This window comes from Ornithinimicrobium carbonis, from assembly GCF_977012275.1.
Genome location: NZ_OZ348993.1, coordinates 1,048,493 through 1,064,950, shown reverse-complemented (window position 1 = coordinate 1,064,950; position 16,458 = coordinate 1,048,493). Strand labels below are relative to the sequence as shown.

At 67.9% G+C, this 16,458-nt stretch carries 14 protein-coding genes; 4 read left to right on the top strand and 10 right to left on the bottom strand.

The features are described 5' to 3' along the window. Window positions 1-83: 83 nt before the first annotated feature. Window positions 84-662, bottom strand: a complete 579-nt coding sequence (locus ACWHYA_RS04835; protein ID WP_425943435.1) for a GIY-YIG nuclease family protein — start codon at window positions 660-662, stop codon at window positions 84-86. A gap of 297 nt (window positions 663-959) precedes the next feature. Between ACWHYA_RS04835 and ACWHYA_RS04830 the strand changes: the two genes are divergently transcribed. From ACWHYA_RS04830 to ACWHYA_RS04820, 3 genes are all read left to right on the top strand, one after another. Further along, window positions 960-2,096: a hypothetical protein gene (locus tag ACWHYA_RS04830; protein ID WP_425943436.1), complete on the top strand. Its 1,137-nt coding sequence runs from the start codon at window positions 960-962 to the stop codon at window positions 2,094-2,096. 235 nt (window positions 2,097-2,331) lie between these two features. Continuing rightward, the gene (locus tag ACWHYA_RS04825) at window positions 2,332-2,817 is read left to right on the top strand and encodes a GNAT family N-acetyltransferase (RefSeq protein ID WP_425943437.1); all 486 of its coding nucleotides are present in this window, start codon (window positions 2,332-2,334) and stop codon (window positions 2,815-2,817) included. Window positions 2,818-3,152: 335 nt separating this feature from the next. Beyond that, the gene (locus ACWHYA_RS04820) at window positions 3,153-4,058 is read left to right on the top strand and encodes a hypothetical protein (RefSeq protein ID WP_425943438.1); all 906 of its coding nucleotides are present in this window, start codon (window positions 3,153-3,155) and stop codon (window positions 4,056-4,058) included. Between the two features lie 201 nt (window positions 4,059-4,259). Here the strand turns inward: ACWHYA_RS04820 and ACWHYA_RS04815 are convergent, their stop codons facing one another. Then, a complete protein-coding gene (locus tag ACWHYA_RS04815; RefSeq protein WP_431473336.1) occupies window positions 4,260-4,724 on the bottom strand; it encodes an HNH endonuclease in 465 nt (154 codons plus the stop codon). A gap of 611 nt (window positions 4,725-5,335) precedes the next feature. Continuing rightward, complete coding sequence (locus ACWHYA_RS04810; protein WP_425943440.1) at window positions 5,336-6,058, bottom strand: potassium channel family protein; 723 nt, start codon at window positions 6,056-6,058, stop codon at window positions 5,336-5,338. Between the two features lie 307 nt (window positions 6,059-6,365). On the opposite strand from ACWHYA_RS04810, the gene ACWHYA_RS04805 reads away from it, so the two are divergent. After that, the gene (locus tag ACWHYA_RS04805) at window positions 6,366-7,619 is read left to right on the top strand and encodes a hypothetical protein (RefSeq protein WP_425943441.1); all 1,254 of its coding nucleotides are present in this window, start codon (window positions 6,366-6,368) and stop codon (window positions 7,617-7,619) included. 363 nt (window positions 7,620-7,982) lie between these two features. Here the strand turns inward: ACWHYA_RS04805 and ACWHYA_RS04800 are convergent, their stop codons facing one another. From ACWHYA_RS04800 to ACWHYA_RS04770, 7 genes are all read right to left on the bottom strand, one after another. Further along, entirely contained in the window at window positions 7,983-8,762 is a 780-nt protein-coding gene (locus ACWHYA_RS04800) for an SRPBCC family protein (protein WP_425943442.1), read from the bottom strand. A gap of 273 nt (window positions 8,763-9,035) precedes the next feature. Further along, complete coding sequence (locus ACWHYA_RS04795) at window positions 9,036-11,705, bottom strand: phosphoenolpyruvate carboxylase (protein WP_425943443.1); 2,670 nt, start codon at window positions 11,703-11,705, stop codon at window positions 9,036-9,038. Between the two features lie 43 nt (window positions 11,706-11,748). Continuing rightward, window positions 11,749-12,276: a peptidase gene (locus ACWHYA_RS04790; RefSeq protein ID WP_425943444.1), complete on the bottom strand. Its 528-nt coding sequence runs from the start codon at window positions 12,274-12,276 to the stop codon at window positions 11,749-11,751. A gap of 120 nt (window positions 12,277-12,396) precedes the next feature. Beyond that, window positions 12,397-12,948: an NYN domain-containing protein gene (locus ACWHYA_RS04785; protein ID WP_425943445.1), complete on the bottom strand. Its 552-nt coding sequence runs from the start codon at window positions 12,946-12,948 to the stop codon at window positions 12,397-12,399. Window positions 12,949-13,010: 62 nt separating this feature from the next. Beyond that, window positions 13,011-14,201: an alpha/beta hydrolase gene (locus tag ACWHYA_RS04780; protein WP_425943446.1), complete on the bottom strand. Its 1,191-nt coding sequence runs from the start codon at window positions 14,199-14,201 to the stop codon at window positions 13,011-13,013. Next, window positions 14,198-15,241 carry a hypothetical protein gene (locus tag ACWHYA_RS04775; protein WP_425943447.1) on the bottom strand — a complete coding sequence of 348 codons (1,044 nt, stop codon included), beginning with the start codon at window positions 15,239-15,241 and terminating at the stop codon, window positions 14,198-14,200. Before ACWHYA_RS04775 ends, ACWHYA_RS04780 begins: the two co-directional genes overlap by 4 nt. Beyond that, window positions 15,231-16,448, bottom strand: a complete 1,218-nt coding sequence (locus ACWHYA_RS04770; RefSeq protein WP_425943448.1) for an ATP-grasp domain-containing protein — start codon at window positions 16,446-16,448, stop codon at window positions 15,231-15,233. The genes ACWHYA_RS04775 and ACWHYA_RS04770 overlap by 11 nt, the downstream gene beginning before the upstream one ends. Window positions 16,449-16,458 lie beyond the last annotated feature (10 nt).

Below are 16,458 nucleotides of genomic sequence, written 5' to 3'. Positions count from 1 at the left end.
GCCCGACACGATCGACGTCTCGGACGATGACGCGGCGCCCAAGCCGACATGGAAACGACCGGATTTGCCGCTAGCCGAACACTTCAGACCCCCGGTGTCCAGGCGCGCGCAGTTCTGGCCATGCGCCGCCGGGCGGCCCGGAGGCGGACTCTCGGCTCCTGCACATGAGTGAGGTTCAGCGGAGGTCGGAGGTGGTGCAAGACCTTGGTCTCGATCTTGACCAGGTCAGTGCCTTCGGGCTTGCTCCAAGTGGTCAAGGAAAGCCGTTGCTCCATCCAGCTGGTCAACCTGTGCTCGCTCGGGTCGTCCAGACCGAAGTTGGCGCTGCGATCGGGCTTGGCCACATTGCGAGGGGTGGCTGCAAGGGCGAGCTCGTCCACAAGCAGAGCCGCGAGACTGCGTCTGACGGTAGAGGAGCCGGTCTTGCCAGCGGCAAAGTGAGTGCCCACGTCACGACCGTTGAGACTGCTCTCTGCCTTGCCGACGTAAAGAGGCTGGTCGTCGAAGGCGGGACTCAGCCTAAGTTCAGCCCACGCGCGATCGTCGCCATAGAACGCATATAGGCCTGGCTCCGTCGGAACGAGTCGCACCGCGTCAGCGTGCGCGTGCCTTGTGCCAGCCAACGACTCGAGCACTGTGGCGATCGCGTGGTCACCCGTCATGGCCCCATTCTCACCCACCCGGGCATCTCGACACCGATCCTGCTTCTCCCGTCGACTGGGAGGGCGGGATCACCACCAATTGAGCCCGACAAGCATCCAGAAGTGCCGCCAGGAGGGTGCCTCCCGGGAGTGGCTGGACCTCGCTCCGAAGGGTGGGTGCGCACGGGCGTGACGAAGGCTGGGGATAGCGAGCGGACGGCCTGACCCGACGGCGGGCTGGCCCGCCTGAAACCAGCCACCCGCGCTCGGTTACGATGCGCTTTCATCGACATGGGGTCGTAGGGGCAGGAGCATTTTATGAATCGGCGCTTTCTCGCGGGTGCGGCACTGGTCGTCTCCCTTTCGGCGTGCGGGACCGACGACACGCCTGAGCCGGCGGAGCCAGCAACGACCAGCGACGACGCGCCTACGGCTTCCCCAGAGGCAGCTGCAGTGACCACTGCAGCAGCGTCAACCTCGGCGCCGGCAGAGCTCGGGACCCTGAAAGAAGCGGGCTTCGGGCAGTCGGACGAGTATGTCTGGGTGACCGCCCTCGTCCACAACAACTCCGCCTACGTCGGTCAGACAGTCACAGTGAACTTCAACGTGCTCGACGCCGAGGGAAACATCCTGGCGTCGGAGAGCCAGGTTGAGTCCTTCTCGCTGCCCGAGACAGATCACATCGTCGGCACTCAGGTCAGCCTCGCCCAAGGCGAGACGGCGGCGAAGGTCGAGGCTGCTCTGGACGTCGAGGCCTCCGGCGCGTTCAGTGACAAACCCTTCCCCGAGATGCCGACGAGCCCGGTGAAGTTCACCGAGGAGTACGGCTCCCACACCGCCTCCTTCGAACTGTCGAACACCCTCGACATGTCGCTGAAGACTCCTAGGGTGAGCCTGCTATGCCGCGATGACGCCGGATCGATCGTGGGCGGGGGCAGCGCGTACCCGGAGCTGGTTCCAGCACAGGGGAAGGTAAAGGTCGACGTGAACCTCCTCGCATCTGAGGAGCCGGCGGATTGCTCCACTTTCGTCGGCGCACCCAGCGATTGGGATGGCGCTGAGACGGCGGAGCAGCCCACCTCCGAGGCGGCACCTCAGAGTGGAACCCCTGAGGAGGCTTTCCAGATCTGGGTGGAGCAGTTCGGCACCAAGGATTGGCAGGCACATTACGAGACCCTGGTCAGTGCGCAGCGCGAGGTCATCTCCGAGGACGCGTACGTCGCCTGCAGGTCGGCCGAGAGCCCGCCAGTCATTGAGTGGGGCAAGACCCTCAGCGTCGAGGACGTAGGCGAGATGCTCATCCCTGGTACGGACGTCTCCCTCCCGGCCACCAAAGTCAGCGCCGAGGTGTCTGCTGAAGGAATGACGCTTCCGGTCGACGCTCACATGCTGCTCGAGGGCGGCGAGTGGAAGTGGTCCATGACCCAGGAGAATGTAGACAACTGCTCCAGCTGACAAAGCCGTAGCCGCCCACTGGCCCGCTCCGTACACGTTTACCGTGGGGTCACGAGGTTCCTCGGCAGCGCGGCTGAGCACACTGTCATGCCGCGCTGAGGACGGCTACGCTCGTCCGATCATGCCGCAGGTCGGACGCCTGCTTCGTGCTGAAATCCGTCGCGGGTCACTCGTCGGCTGTGGTCCAGACAGCAGCTCCCGACACCGAGGGCGCCCACCCGTCATACCTTGAGGTATGCCTGTGACTATTCGCTTGGCCCGCCTTGACGACCTCTCCGCCATCGAGCGATTCGCGCTCGACGTCGTCCCTGCTCACTACGCTCCGATCCTCGGCGATGAAGGCGCACGAGCACAACTGCAGTGGTGGACGACGGAGCGGATGAAGCCGGCCGTCGAAGCCAGTCGCGTCCATGTCGCAGTCGAGGGCGAGAAGATCATAGGAGTGGTGCAGATCGGTGTTCTGGGCGAAGACCACGTCGTATGGAAGCTGTATCTGGCGCCTGAGTTTCGCGGGCAGTCCATAGGGGCAGATCTACTGCAGCAAGCCATCGAACCCCTCCGAAGGGTGACCGACCACGTCCTTGTCGAGCACTTCGCCGGGAACACCGAGGCCGCCAAGTTCTACGAACGAGAGGGCTGGACCGTCGTGAGCGTTGAACCGTCTCGGAGCGGCGACCCCAACGCCGCGGTCGTCTGGCGCCGGACCACGTGGGCCACCTGAGGGGACTGCCGGCCCCGGACTTCGAGCGTTCGCGAGCGCACTACTCTGCCGCATGTCGCTCACGCCGATGTCCGGACGCCTGGAACGTGCGCGTGCGGCACACAGAACCACCCGAGAAGCGGTGTGGTCTGTCCAGGATCTAGTCCGAGCCTCCCCGAGTAGAGACCTGTGTTAGGCGAGGGGGCATGAATCGGAACGCAGTCCCGTGCGACCCTTATAGTTGCTGAGCACCTCCCCAAGAACGAAGCCGGGGGTCGTGGCGACATTGGTGACTGCATGCCTATCAGGGAGAGATCGAAATGAGTCAAATGGTAAGGGCATCAAAGAACCGGGCCATGTGGATCGGATCGGCAGTTACGGCCGCAGGGGCAGCACAGCTATACGCGTCGTACGAACTGGAGGGGTGGGTCTCGGCAGTGTTGGTGAACACGGGGACAGCCAGTCTCCTATTCGTTCCACTCTTCTTGGTTCAGCGGGCCATGAATGTCAAGGTACAGGCTACGCAGAGAAACCTGGAGGTCCTCAGCGACGAGGTGCACCTCGCTCAAGAGGAGACACGGCAAACTCTGTCGGAGCTCCGCCAGCGGTTCGCCGCGTCGCAGACTGAGTCAATGGCCGCCGAGGAGGCCGAGCTCAGAGCCATTATGGAGAATCCAAGCTGCGAATCTGTCCACGAGGCATTGGAACGGTCTATCAGACTTGAGGAGGTGAGTCGCCGTTGGGGAATTAGGGTCAAACTTGTTGACCCCGGTGCCTATGTCTATGCGCGGTTGCTGCCGAGCGTGGACTCAAGCGTCGTCATGCATATTGAGAAACGTGACGGCGAAGGCGTCGCAGTAGTCCCTTGGCAGCTCCAACAGACTCCGGAACAATTTATGTTCCGAGTCGCAGAAGAGCTGCGCAAGTCGTCATTGTATCCTCGCGCAACGTTCGATCCCGCGCTTGTGTTTACTGAGTTGGGAAACGCATTGAGTGTCGCCAGATCAGTTAAGGACAGATACGCGTTAGTGGACAACATGGAACGTGCCCAACAGTACGTCGCGCCTCAGTGGATGATCTACGACTGGGGCCTAGGTGCCTGGGAAGGTCTTCAGCCCTACTACATCGATCGCGCAAGCCTGCGCTCTCCCGATATACACCGGCACATGTTAGAGAAGACCTGGTTGGACCGCCCATCCTTCGAAGAGGCGCTGGAGACCGCGAGGCTCTTGGATGGCCGAGGGCGCATCGAGGCCATGTGACCCTCACACCGCGGGCGTTAATCCCTGTAGTCCAGCATCGTGTCAACGCGAGGATCAATCTCGCTGCCAGTCACCGATGCATCCCTGGCTTACTCGTGAGGCACGATGACCATGGGTTGCGGCACAACCAGCCCCATGAACCATGGCAACAGCATCGTTATGTTTGATCCGCTCTCAGTGACTTGCGGACGAGGGGTGTCGTCACCGGCGATGAACAACTTCGCCGCGAACCGCGAAATGGTCCGCCGTCCTTGCATTATAGCCCTTGCATGGCCTTCCCGCGAGTGTGGCTACTCGGTTAGCTACCTCAGAGGAAGCAGGGTCACGGCCCACACGGACTATGCCGTGGTTATCCACTACGACGTACCCCCACTCAAACAGGACGTCACATCCGAGTGCGCAGAGAAGCATCGCTACGGATGTATAGTCTCGACGCTCCGCCTCTGTACACATGTGCCGCGGTTTGATATGGGCCGCAATGAGCAGTTCGCTAGGAAAGGTGGCTCCGCAAATCGCGCAAGACTCCGCCTTGCTTCCACCCAGAAGGCTTGCTCGCAAGTGCGCCTGCTCTCGCCTGAAGGTAGCCCAGTGACGTCCGTCCGTCTCGGTATCTGGGTCGACAACCTCGGACCAGGGTCGCCCCGCGAAACTGTCCTCTGCTGGCATAGGTATGCCGGCCAGGGAGGCGAGTGCTTCGGCATCCTCCGCCGGCAGTTCTGAAAGGTACCGACGGTTAACGGCACCGATCCTGTCGAGAGTGTCTGTTCCGTGTGGAAGCACCCTGCGCACGTCTCCACCTGGGACGGAGAGGTCGGAACGAATGACATCAAGGTATACCGCCCAGCCATCCTCAGGGTCTAGTGGGCTCTGAGCTGGGTACGTCACGGGGCGTGGCGTGTCGATGGCGGAAGTGGCTACCACGCTTAGCGCTCGGATGCGACCCCGGTTGTAGTGAAAGACTAGATCCCCCGGCCTCATCGCAAGAATGGCCTTGCGGCCTGCGATGAGAGTGCCGTGCCTGTTGGGAGACGTCCAAAGCCGCCCTTCGAGGATCTCTGGATCGTAGTTGGTGGTCTGGTTGACCCACCAGTAGCGCCGAAGCATGGTGACATTGTTCATCACGTGCCGCGTCGGCGAGGGACTAGGTGTGGGCCGGTCACGAGGCGCCGGGGCGCGGGCACTTGCAATCACGGCGCGCGGCGTGGACGCACGGAACTGCCGCGCCGAGGAGGGTCCCGCGTCCGCCCTGTGTACCCCGGGACCGCGGGGGATTCTGCTTACTCCGTGTTGTGTGTTGCCTCTGTTTGCAGTCTGTCGACTTCACGGCGCAGCGCCTGAATCTCGGCGACCAGTGGTTCGGTCGCTTCCTCGGCTTCGAGGGCGACACGTTCGGCTAACCAGGAGGCCAGTAAGGCGGTCACGGTGCCGAGGAGGGCGATGCCGCCGAGCATGAGGCCAGCAGCCACCATGCGCCCGGTGTTCGTGACTGGATACTGATCCCCGTAACCGACGGTGGTCATCGTGGTGATCGCCCACCACAAGGCGTCTCCGAAGGTGGTGATGTTGGCCTGCTCACTGGAGCGCTCTGCATCGAGTACGGCTAACGCGGCGACCACGCCGAGAACGAGGGCTCCGCTACCGAGGTAGGTGCCCACACGTCCACGCAGTCCGCTGGCGCCGGCGCGGTTGAAGACCTTAAGTAGCAGCACCAGTCGGAGCATGCGCAGAGGGCGCAGCATTGGAAGGACGATCACCGCAAGGTCGAGGAGATTCCTCCGCACGAACTTCTGACGGTCGTTCGCGATGAACAGCCTGGTGGCGTAGTCGAGGGCGAACGCGGCCCAAATGACCCACATGGTGACTGCACAGGCTTGTCGATAGGTCGGGTCCAGTCCGGGATCGAGAATGGGCCAGGCATAGGCAACGAGGAAGGCCGCGGCGAGGCCGGCCAGGGGCCACTCACTGCGTCGCTCCCAGCGTTCAAGGGGTGCCTCAGTCATGGCCGTCATCGTAGGTGCCCACCGCAGAACCACGTGGCGACAATCGCTGACCGCCCGCCGCGCATAGACGCCGTGGTCTGGTCGGCCCGAACGTCGTCGGCAAATGCCGAAAGCCTGCCCGTGGGACAGATGTCAGGGCGGGGAGGCTATGGTGGCGGCCAACGGGAGGAGCAATGTGGCTGAAGAAGCGTGGAATGAGGCGCGTCTGATCCCGACGTCCGGGATCTCGGGGGCAGAGGAGCAAGAGCGGCGGGCCACCTCGGCACTGCTGGCGGTGATGTCGGCAGTTCCCGACTTCAGTCGAGCGATGCTCAAACCCCTGGGAGTACCGGCCGGGAAGCTGGAGACGTACATCGAGGTGCCCTTCGACCTCAATGACAAGCGCGTCTACCCGGACGGGCTGATCAGAGTGTCCCGGGGCCAGAAGGTGTGGACCGCGCTGGTCGAGGTCAAGACCGGCAAGAACGAGCTGGCGACGGAGCAGCTCGAGGCCTACCTCGATGTCGCAAAGGAGCACGGGTTCGACGCCCTATTGACGATCAGCAACGAGATCCCCCCGACTCCAACCCAGCACCCGACAAAGGTGGACAAGCGGAAGCTTCGCAAGGTCGCGATCCACCACTGGTCGTGGAGCTTGTTGCTGTCGACGGCCGTCGTGCAGAAGGAACACCGTGGCGTCTCCGATCCCGAGCAGGCGTGGATCCTGGGCGAGCTCATCCGCTACCTCGAGCACCCGAAGTCCGGTGCCATGGAGTTCGAGGACATGGGCGCTGAATGGGTACCGGTCCGACAGGCAGTCACATCCAGCACCTTCCGCGCCAGCGACAAGGGCGGGCCGGACGTGGTCGCCCGGTTCGACGCTCTCCTGCGGTACGCCAGCTTGCGCCTCGGGCGACGCCTGGGCACCGACGTCACCCACTTGCACAGCCGGCGTGAGCTCGCCGACCCCGCGCTGCGGTCCCAGACTCTTCTCGCGTCGCTAGAGACCGACGGGGTCCTGAACGGGGCGATCAAGATCCCGGACGCGATCGGCCCCATCACCATCACCGTCGACGTTCGAGCCGGAAGAGTCACCTGCCACACGGACATCGACGCACCACGGCAGGGACGGCCACAAACCAGGGTGAACTGGCTAGTACGGCAACTGAAGAGCGCTCCGGACCAGGTACGCGTGGAGTCCTTCATGGCGAACACCCGCGGACCCGGCACGACAGAGCTGCTGGGGGCCGTACGAGAGAACCCGGGCGTGCTCGTCGCAGATCCCAAGCGCGATATCAAGAAGTTCCGGGTCGCCCTCAGCGCCCCGATGGGCACGAAACGCGCTCGCGGCCGCGGCGGGTTCATCGACTCGGTCCTGGACCTGACCGACACCTTCTACGCAGACGTGCTCCAGAACCTCAAGGCATGGTCGGCCACGCCGCCGAAGCTTCGAGAAGAGCCCGTCGAGATCCCAGCGCCCCCATCGACGGCCTCAGGAGCGCTGTCCTCCCAAGATGGTCCTGACGAGTCCGCGCCCGGGGAAATGCCGGACGCGGACGATCGGCTCGAGGCAAGCGGTTAGCCGACCGAGCGACCGAACCTTCTGGACACCGGACACCTCGGCGACGCCCCTCATGAATTGCGGACGCAGGCACGGCGATGTCTTTCCGCTCAGGGGGTAAGTGACCCTGCACCGCCCGTACCCCAGAAAAGTACTGCAGTGGGGTACGCAATGGGCGCGATCCGGTGTGGTCTGCAACGCCCTGACCTGCAGGAATGCCTCATCACGTACCCCATCCGTGGACTTTGCAAGCAGGGGGTCTTACCGTGCGAGGCCCTCGAGTTTCACCAGGTCAGAGGCCTCCCGGGATGCCAGAGCTCGGCTGGAGCCGACAGCGGGGACGACGCCAGGCGCCGTCCCCGCCGACGATGAGTGATGGTCGACTCAGGGACGCGGTGACTGCCCGCGTCCGGGACGCTCCACGTCCTCCTCCGGGAGGACGGGGTCCACGACGGGAGCCGCCGGGTCGCCTTCGACCCATGCCGCCCCGGTGGGCTCGTCCACGACGACCCTCTCCTCGGCCACGGTGCGTCCGACGTCTCCGGTGGATTCCTCGTCGTTGTCACTCTTCTTGCCGGCCAGCGCGGCGGCGGCACCCGCTGCCGCAAGCCCGACCCCTGCCGCCACCGCCTTGCCGGAGAGTCCCGCCTTGCCGCTGTCGCCCTCCGAGGCCGCGGCATCCTCCACGCCGGGAGCGCCGACCGTCGCGCCCGGGTCGACCGTTCCTCGCCATGCACCCGTGGCGTAGCCCTCGGACTCGATGAACTCCTTGAACCGCTCCAGGTCGGCCTCTGCCTGGTTCTCCACGACGTTCAGCGTGTCACCGACCTTCTCGACGACGCCCTCGGGCTCGTACGAGAGAGACAGATGCACCGACGTCTGACCTCCGCCGACGTCCTCGAAGGTCACCGCACCGGCGTTGGTCGCGCCCTCCGTCGCCGCCCAGGCCACCTTCCGGTCCGGCACCTGCTCGACGATCCGGGCCTCCCACCGCCGCCGGACCCCACCGATCTCGGCGACCCACTCCAGACGGTCGTCACCGAGCTGCGTCACGCGGGTGATACCGCCCATGAACTGCGGAAAGTCCTCGAACTGGGTCCACTGGTTGTAGGCGGTGCTGGCCGGAACGTTGACCAGGATGGACTTTTCGACGTGCGTCGTCATGCTCTCTCTCCTTGCTCCTCCGCCCGGTCTCCGAGGCGGCTGACGATGGGGGATTGCCCTGTCAGGATGACCCAGTAGGGAACCGGATGCCGGGTGAACAGCGAGGGAGAGGCGGTCCCGTGGTTCGGTGCAGGCACCACTGGGCCCTCGTGCTGACCATGCTCAGACCGGACGTCGCGCGGCGCCGACGGCGCGCGACCGGCAGCGACCTGACGAGCCCACCCGCCCGAGCCGAGCGCGCCTCCGCACGAGCCTGGGGAGCCCGCGACGGCGTCAACCGGTGTTCTGCAGCCCGGCAGCCATGCCGCTGATCGTCAGCAGCAGCGCCCGGTGCCAGGGCCGACCCTCCTCCGTGTCCGCCCCGGCCGTGTCGAGCTCCTCGAGGCAGTGCAGCTGCACCCGGCTCAGGGCGTCGATGAGCGGACGCCGCAGCGCCACCGCCGTCCGCAGGTGGGGCTTGTGCTCCAGCAGCGTGGTCTGGTCGAGGACGTCCAGGACCTGTTCCCTGGTGCGTCGCATCTCCTCCAGGATGGTCGCCGTCAGCTCCGGGCGGCCGGCGCGGTCGAGGAACTCCCGGGCCAGACCTTCGTGGCTCTTGGCCAGGCTCATCTCGGCGACGTCCAGGAGCGAGGACAGCACCGGCCACTCGCGGTAGGCCGCTCGCAGAGCGTCCCGGTCCGTCTCCGCCTCCAGCGCGGAGCCCAGGCCGTACCAGCCGGGCAGGTTGACCCGGGTCATCGACCACGCGAAGACCCAGGGGATGGCCCGCAGGTCGGCCAGGCTCCGACCGGAGCCCGCTCCCCGCCGGGCCGGACGGGAGCCCAGCCGCAGGTCTCCCAGGACGTCCAACGGGCTGGCCTCGGCCACGAGGTCGGCGATCCCCCCGGTGTCCATGAGCCCGCGGTATGCCGTGCGGCTGGCGACCTCCAGACGCTCGCCCAGGGCTGCGTGGCGCTCGCCCGCCCGCTCGCGCCGTTCCACGACGTCGGGAGAGTCGGCCAGGAGGACGGCCGAGGCCATCCGCTCGAGGTGCTGCTGGGCCAGCCGCACGTCGGCGTAGCGCGCGTAGATGACCTCCCCCTGCTCGGTGACCTTGAACCGCCCGTCGACCGACCCGGTGGGCTGGGCGGTGATCGCGCGGTGCAGCGGTCCTCCTCCCCGCCCCAGCGAGCCACCGCGGCCGTGGAAGATGGTCAGCTCGACGTCGTGGCTGCGGGCCCAGCCCACCAGCTCCTGCTGGGCCCGGTGCAGGGTCAGCGTCGCCGCGGCCGGACCGATGTCCTTGGCGCTGTCGGAGTAGCCCATCATCACCTCGACCCGGCGGTTCCGCTCCTCCAGCCAGGCCTGGGTGGTCGGCAGGGTCAGCCACTCCTCGAGGGTGCTGCCGGCGGCCCGCAGGTCCTCGCCCGTCTCGAAGAGCGGCACCACGTCCAGGCGCAGCGGCCGGTCGCCGACGGCGAGCCTGGCCAGCGCCCGCACGGCCACGAGGTGGTCGGCGCCCTGGCTGAAGGAGACGATGTAGCGCCCGCAGCACCGCACCCCCCATCGCTGCTGCAGCCACGCCATGACGCGCAGCGTGTCCAGCACCTCCCGCGCGGTCGGGGACAGCTCGGGCAGGGCGATCGGCCATCCCTGCCGGGCAAGGGCGTCCAGCACCCGGGGGTCGCGGGCGGCCCGCTCGGGGTCGTCCACGGGGTGGCCGTCCACCCGGGCCCCCTGGGCCCGGACGTGACCCAACAGCTCGACGAGGGCCCGCACGTGCACGTCGCTGTGCTGGCGCACCTCCAGCTCGGCCAGGTGGAACCCGAAGGTCTGCACCATCCACACCAGGTGCAGCAGCTCCCCGTGCGCCGCACGGCGGTCTCCCGCGGCCAGCAAGGAGGTCCTCACCAGCGCCAGGTCCTCGAGGAGCTCCTCGGGATCGCCGTATGCCGTGCCGGCCGTGCCCTCGACCGTGGCCTCCAGCCGACGGGCGACGACGAGCAGCTTCTGCCGGTGCGGCTCGGCCGGAGAGTCCTTGGCGATCCCGGCGAACTCTCCCGGGAGCGTGACGGCGTCGTTGGCGAGCGCCTCGCGCAGAGCGGCGGACGGCGGGGTCCCCTCCTCGTCCATCGTCAGGGTGAGGGCCACCCGCTCGACGTTCGCCTGCAGGGTCCTCAGCGCCACGCCCGCCTGGGCCTCCATCGTGGCCCGGGTGACCTCGGCCGTCACGTGGGGGTTGCCGTCGCGGTCGCCGCCGACCCACGACCCGTAGCGCACCAGCGAGGGGAGCTCCTGGCCGACGGGCCCCTCGTCCTGGGCGGCCAACGCCGCCTCCACGGCTCGCTGGAAACGAGGCAGCGCCCGGAAGACCGTGGTGTCGAAGATGGACAGCACCGTGCTGACCTCGTCGACGGGCTGGGGGCGGGTCGTGCGCAGGGTCGAGGTGCGGTGCAGGATGTCGATGTCCTCGAGCATGCGCCGACGGGCGAACGCCTGCTCGGTCGGCCCCGCCGTCGGGTCGGCGTGCCGGTCGAGCTGCTCGGCGAGGCGGCGCAGCGCCGTGGTCACCGCGCGGCGCCGCGCCTCGGTGGGGTGGGCCGTGAGGACCGGGTGGATGCACATCCGCGCGAACCGGTCCCGGGCCTGGGGTCCCACGCTCGCCACGGTCGGGCCGACGTCGCCGGTGTCCACCGAACCACCGTGCTCGCCGTCCTCGGTGCGCAGCGACCGGGCGCGGTGACGCTCGTCGGCCAGGTTGGTCAGGTGGAGCCGGACCGTGGCCGCACGACTGACCGCGGCGACCTCGTCCGCCCCACGGGGAGGAACCAGGTGCGCGTCCTCGACCACGTCCGGATCCTGGAACCGTCGCAGCACGTCGACGAGCTCAGGATGGCCCGCCTCGTGCAGCACCTGCTCGTGCAGCTCGATGAGCAGGCCGAGGTCGTTGTCCAGGTGCGGCATGCCGACCAACGTACCGGCCGGGGCAGGGCGTCGTCCGGACGCGTCAGGAGGCCAGCAGCAGCGCCAGCGCCGCGGTGTCGGCGTCGCATCCGGGGTCGACGTTGGCCCTGCTCGTCATCCGGGTGACGTGCCCCTGGGCGTCGGCCTCGACCCAGGCGGCCCGGTGGTCCAGGCCCAGGTCGGGGACTCCCGGCAGGAAGAGGCAGCCGGACGCGGTGGCGTACTCCGGCACCGACGCGATCGTCGAGCCCGGCGGGTGGAGCACCGCCAGACCGGGGGGCGGGTGCTCGGCATACCTTCCGGGGATCATCTCCTCGAGGTCCCCGATGCGCACCTCCGCCAGGACCAGCCCGACCGCACGGGCGGCGCCCTCGGGCGGCTCCTCGATGACCCGGAAGACGGTGCTGCCGCCCAGGAGGCCGGGGACCGCCGCCATCTGCACCGCGAGCAGCAGGAAGTTGGTCCACTCCAGGGTGTCGTCGGGCCACCGGTTGGAGATGACGAACCCCGCCAACGACCCGTCCTTGGTGCACGGCGCCACCTCGACGGGCGGCACCTCCCGATCCGGCACGACGACCTCCTCAGCCACCTCGTGTGATGCAGGTCACTGCTTGGTCCTCCCAAGAGTGCCACGCACGAGGGCGCGAGGGAAGCACCGGCAGGTCACGATGCGGTCGCGTCGCCGCCCGCCTCAGAGGAACTGCGCCGGGTCGAACTCCTCGATCGGGATGATCCGCATCCGCGGCAGCGTGGAGTTGAAGGCCCGGGTGTCGCGCTCGAGGTCGTAGAACTCCATCCCCCGGTGCACCAGCTCGGTGAACCCGCTGTTGCGGAACTCCTCGAAGGCCACCAGCCCGACCCGCCGGCTGCCGTCCAGCAGCGGCTCGATCGAGGCGAGGAAGTCCCCGTCGTGCGAGACGAGCATGACGTCGTCCTCGCGCTCGGCCAGCGCGTCCAGCGTGCGCTGGATGGCGATGTCGACGATCTTCTCCTCCGCCGACCCCGACAGTGGCACCGGCGTGTAGCCCAGCGCCCGCAGCGCCTGCACGAAGGACATCGGCAGCCCGGAGCTGGCGTTGAGGAAGAACAGCCCCTTGGCCGGGTTGCCCCAGGTGTCCTGGACGAAGGTCAGCAGCCGGTCCCAGCGCGGGCGCTCCTCCGGATGGGGGCGACGCCCCAGGATGCTGTTGCCGAGGGTGGCGTCGATGTTCTCGCCGTCCACCAGCAGGTACGAGGTCGTCATCTCTCTCCTAGGTCGATATCCGTGGATCTACAAAAACTCTTAGACAGCCTGATCGTCCACGATCATTCGTAGACGAGCTTCTGCGGGCCGGGGAAGATCCACGACAGGCCGTCCCGCAGCCGGTCGCGCCAGTTCTCCCACGAGTGTCCGTCCCGCGACTCCACGTACCTCACCTGCGCCCCGGTGGACTCGAACACCGGCACCATCGAGCGGTTCGGCACGATGAGCGGCTCGTACACCCCGCAGGTGATCATCATCCGGTCCGCCACCCGTCGCGGCCGCTCGCGGTAGCGGTTCATGAACTTCACGACCGGGTCGAAGGCCGGCCCGCCGCCGTGGTCGGACCCGATGTCGGTGAAGACGAACGAGCCCGACTGCAGGAACAGGTTGCCCCACGTGTCGGGGCTGCGGAAGGCCGTCGACAACGACGCGACCCCCCCGAAGCTGGCCCCCATGAGGGCACGCGCGTCGGACCGCTGCACGACCGGCAGCTCGGCCTCCAGGGCCGGCAGCAGCTCGCGCGTCAGGTGCCGGGCGTGGGGGGCGTGGTTGGGGTACTCCCGCAGCCGGTCCCCCGGGTTGGAGAACACCACGATGGTCTCGGCCATGTCGAGGGTGTGGATGAGGTTGTCCAGCACCGTCTTCATCGCCGCGTAGGTGATGTAGTCGTCCCCGTCGTGCACGACGAGCAGGGGGTAGGAGCTGGACCGCCGGTAGCGCGCGGGCAGGTAGACCCGGTTGTGCGTCGTGCGCCGCAGCGCCTTGGACGGCAGGTTCCAGTCGATCAGCTCACCGGGCCGGGAGTCCGGCTGCGGCAGCACCCACCCGGGGGTCTCGTAGCCGGCGGCCTGGCAGACGCTGGAGCTGCCGACCGGGCTGTGCGCGACGTGCGGGTTCAACGGGTCGTTGAAGGTGTCGACGGTCCCGCCCGCCCGGACCTCGAGCTGGTACTCCACCCGCGAGTGCGCCGGCAGCTCGATCGTCACGTACCAGAACGGGTCGCCGTCCAGGACCTCCAGCCGCTTCATCGGCACGTGCTGGGGCTGGTTGACGATGCGGTGCAGCACCGCCACCGCGTCGGCGTGGCCGCGGTGCAGGAAGGTGCACTTGGCTCCCTCGACGATCGGCACCTCGTGCTCCGCGACGAACTCGTCGACCTCCGCGACGGTCAGCGGCGCCCGGCCGCGCAGGCGGGTGATCGCCAGCTTGCCCTTGGGTCGAGGAGGGATGGGGTATGGCGTGGGCAGGCTCACGCGTCCACCTCCAGGTCGTGGGGCAGGCCGTCGCTGCCCAGGACCCGGGCACCCGCGGGGAGCCGGCCGTCGGCCCTCAGCGTCACCTGGGTCCGTTCCTCGAGCAGCAGCGGCGTCCACGGGGCGGTGCGCGCGGCCAGCATGATCATCCGGGCCTGGTCCTTCATCATCAGCCGCTCCCGCGGCGAGGGCAGGGCCACGAGCCCGCGGGTCAGCCCCAGCCCGTTCATCAGCAGCTCGGACACCCCGGGCGCCGCGACCGGGTCGTCGTAGAAGAGCAGCACCCGCTCCGTCAGCGCCATCGCCCCGGCGCCCCAGGCCACGATCGGCCGCAGCAGCCGGGGGGCGGCGTCGAGGTCGCCGTCGGCGGCGTGCTCGAAGGGTGTGTTCGTGGCCTCCTGCGTCGGCGTCGCCAGCGTGGGTCCCAGGTTGAACAGGTGCAGGGCGCCCAGGAGCACGCCGACGTGACCGCCGGTGACGACGACCGCCTCGGTGTCGGCGACCAGGCGTCCGACGTGGAACCGGGCCGTGACGACGGCGTCGCGGTGCTGGAGCTCCCAGCGGGTGTAGAAGTTGTGGTTGAGCTCACCCACCCGCTCCAGGTGGCGGACGTCCATCTCGCGCATGATCGAGAGCACGTCCTCCACGGCCATCTCCACGACCTGCGGCTCCCGGGGGGTGTGCTGGCGGATCCGGCGCAGCGCCTCCACGGCCTGCTCCAGGCCGATGAGGTAGAGCTCCTGCATCTCGGTGTGCACCAGGCGCCGCCGCCGGTCCGCCTCGGCCAGCTCGGGGTCGGACTCCCACACCTGCTGCATGAGCTGCCACAGCCCCAGGTTCACGCACCGGTGGTCCAGCTGCTCGGCCAGCAGGGCGTCGTCGGCCTCGCGGTCCCGCCAGCCGGCCGTGATCGTGGCGAACCGTCGTCCGGACAGGCCGAGGTCGGCCACGACCTGCCCCAGGCGCGGGTCGCGCTGAGGTCCGAGCAGGGTGATCCGGGGGTCGGCGACCAGGTCCTCGGGGACCTGGTCAGCCGGCATGGACCTGGACGATGCGGCCGACCTCGTCGAGCATGAACCGCAGGTGGTCGTAGTCGGGGTGGCGCATGCGCACCCACGCGTTGGCCATGAAGCCCGCCTCGACCGGCTGGGTGCGGGTGCCGGCCACCGGGACGTTGGCGTCGATGATCCACCGGCCGAACCGGTTCTCGACCTCCTCCAGTCCGGTGTACCCGCTGATCACCCCGTCCCGGTCCGGCCGCAGCGCGACGATGCCGGCGGAGTGGCTGCGCGTGGGGTGCTGACTGATGCGACCGTGCACGACCCCCTCCGCCCACGCGGCATACACGTCCATGTCGTTGGCGGCGTTGTAGAGGTCCCAGCAGCCCACGCCGGGGGGCCGGCAGCCGATCTCGCTGAACACCAGGCCCTTGGGGCCGTGGAACCACTCCATGTGGGTGGCCGAGGTGCCGATGCCCAGCGCCGCGTTGACCCGGGTGCCCATCTCGCGCAGCTCGTCGTAGAGCCCCCCGCCGTCGATCCGGTTGGTGGCCACGAACTGCGGGGAGATCCACCGCGCGCGCATCGCCTCCAGCACGTTGGGGTAGTAGTGCGAGGCGAAGTCCAGGGCGATCTGTCCGTCGATCGCCACCGTGTCGTAGAACCCCTCGTGCCCCTCGACGAACTCCTCCACCGCGATCGAGGAGTAGCGGCCCATCGACGTCAGCGCCTCGGCCAGCTGGGAGTCGTCGTCGACCCTGCGGGTGTCGGCGGCGCCGGCCGCGTCGCGGGGCTTGAGGACGACCGGGTAGCCGTGCTCGCGGACGAAGTCCCACACCTGCTGGGCGTCGTCGGCACCGACCGTGGCCGCCGTGCGCACCCCCGCCCGGCGCAGGGCCTCCTTCATCGAGGGCTTGTCCCGGCACAGCCAGGTGGTGCGCACCGACGTCCCGGGGATCCCCAGCTCCTCGCGGACCTGGGCCGCGACCAGCTGGTGGGACTCGATCGTCGACTCGAGCCGGTCGACCCAGACCATCCCCTGGACCCGGCGCACGGCCTCGGTCATCTGGTGCAGGTCGGTCACCGACCCCACCTGCTCGTAGTGGACCATCCAGTCCTTGAGCTGGTCGTCCAGGTAGTCCGCCGGGGTCTCCCCGATGCCGATGACCGTGGCGCCGGTCTCGGCGAGCGCCCGGGGGAACTCGCGCTGGTTGCGCGGGAAGTGCGGCTCGACGAAGACGATGTTCACGGGGTCGAGC

What these genes read in the sequence shown, in the direction of transcription:
- ACWHYA_RS04835 (WP_425943435.1), bottom strand. Translation starts at nt 662, where the DNA reads ATGACGGGTGACCACGCGATCGCCACAGTGCTCGAGTCGTTGGCTGGC.
- ACWHYA_RS04830 (WP_425943436.1), top strand. Translation starts at nt 960, where the DNA reads ATGAATCGGCGCTTTCTCGCGGGTGCGGCACTGGTCGTCTCCCTTTCG.
- ACWHYA_RS04825 (WP_425943437.1), top strand. Translation starts at nt 2,332, where the DNA reads ATGCCTGTGACTATTCGCTTGGCCCGCCTTGACGACCTCTCCGCCATC.
- ACWHYA_RS04820 (WP_425943438.1), top strand. Translation starts at nt 3,153, where the DNA reads ATGTGGATCGGATCGGCAGTTACGGCCGCAGGGGCAGCACAGCTATAC.
- ACWHYA_RS04815 (WP_431473336.1), bottom strand. Translation starts at nt 4,724, where the DNA reads ATGCCAGCAGAGGACAGTTTCGCGGGGCGACCCTGGTCCGAGGTTGTC.
- ACWHYA_RS04810 (WP_425943440.1), bottom strand. Translation starts at nt 6,058, where the DNA reads ATGACTGAGGCACCCCTTGAACGCTGGGAGCGACGCAGTGAGTGGCCC.
- ACWHYA_RS04805 (WP_425943441.1), top strand. Translation starts at nt 6,366, where the DNA reads ATGCTCAAACCCCTGGGAGTACCGGCCGGGAAGCTGGAGACGTACATC.
- ACWHYA_RS04800 (WP_425943442.1), bottom strand. Translation starts at nt 8,762, where the DNA reads ATGACGACGCACGTCGAAAAGTCCATCCTGGTCAACGTTCCGGCCAGC.
- ACWHYA_RS04795 (WP_425943443.1), bottom strand. Translation starts at nt 11,705, where the DNA reads ATGCCGCACCTGGACAACGACCTCGGCCTGCTCATCGAGCTGCACGAG.
- ACWHYA_RS04785 (WP_425943445.1), bottom strand. Translation starts at nt 12,948, where the DNA reads ATGACGACCTCGTACCTGCTGGTGGACGGCGAGAACATCGACGCCACC.
- ACWHYA_RS04775 (WP_425943447.1), bottom strand. Translation starts at nt 15,241, where the DNA reads ATGCCGGCTGACCAGGTCCCCGAGGACCTGGTCGCCGACCCCCGGATC.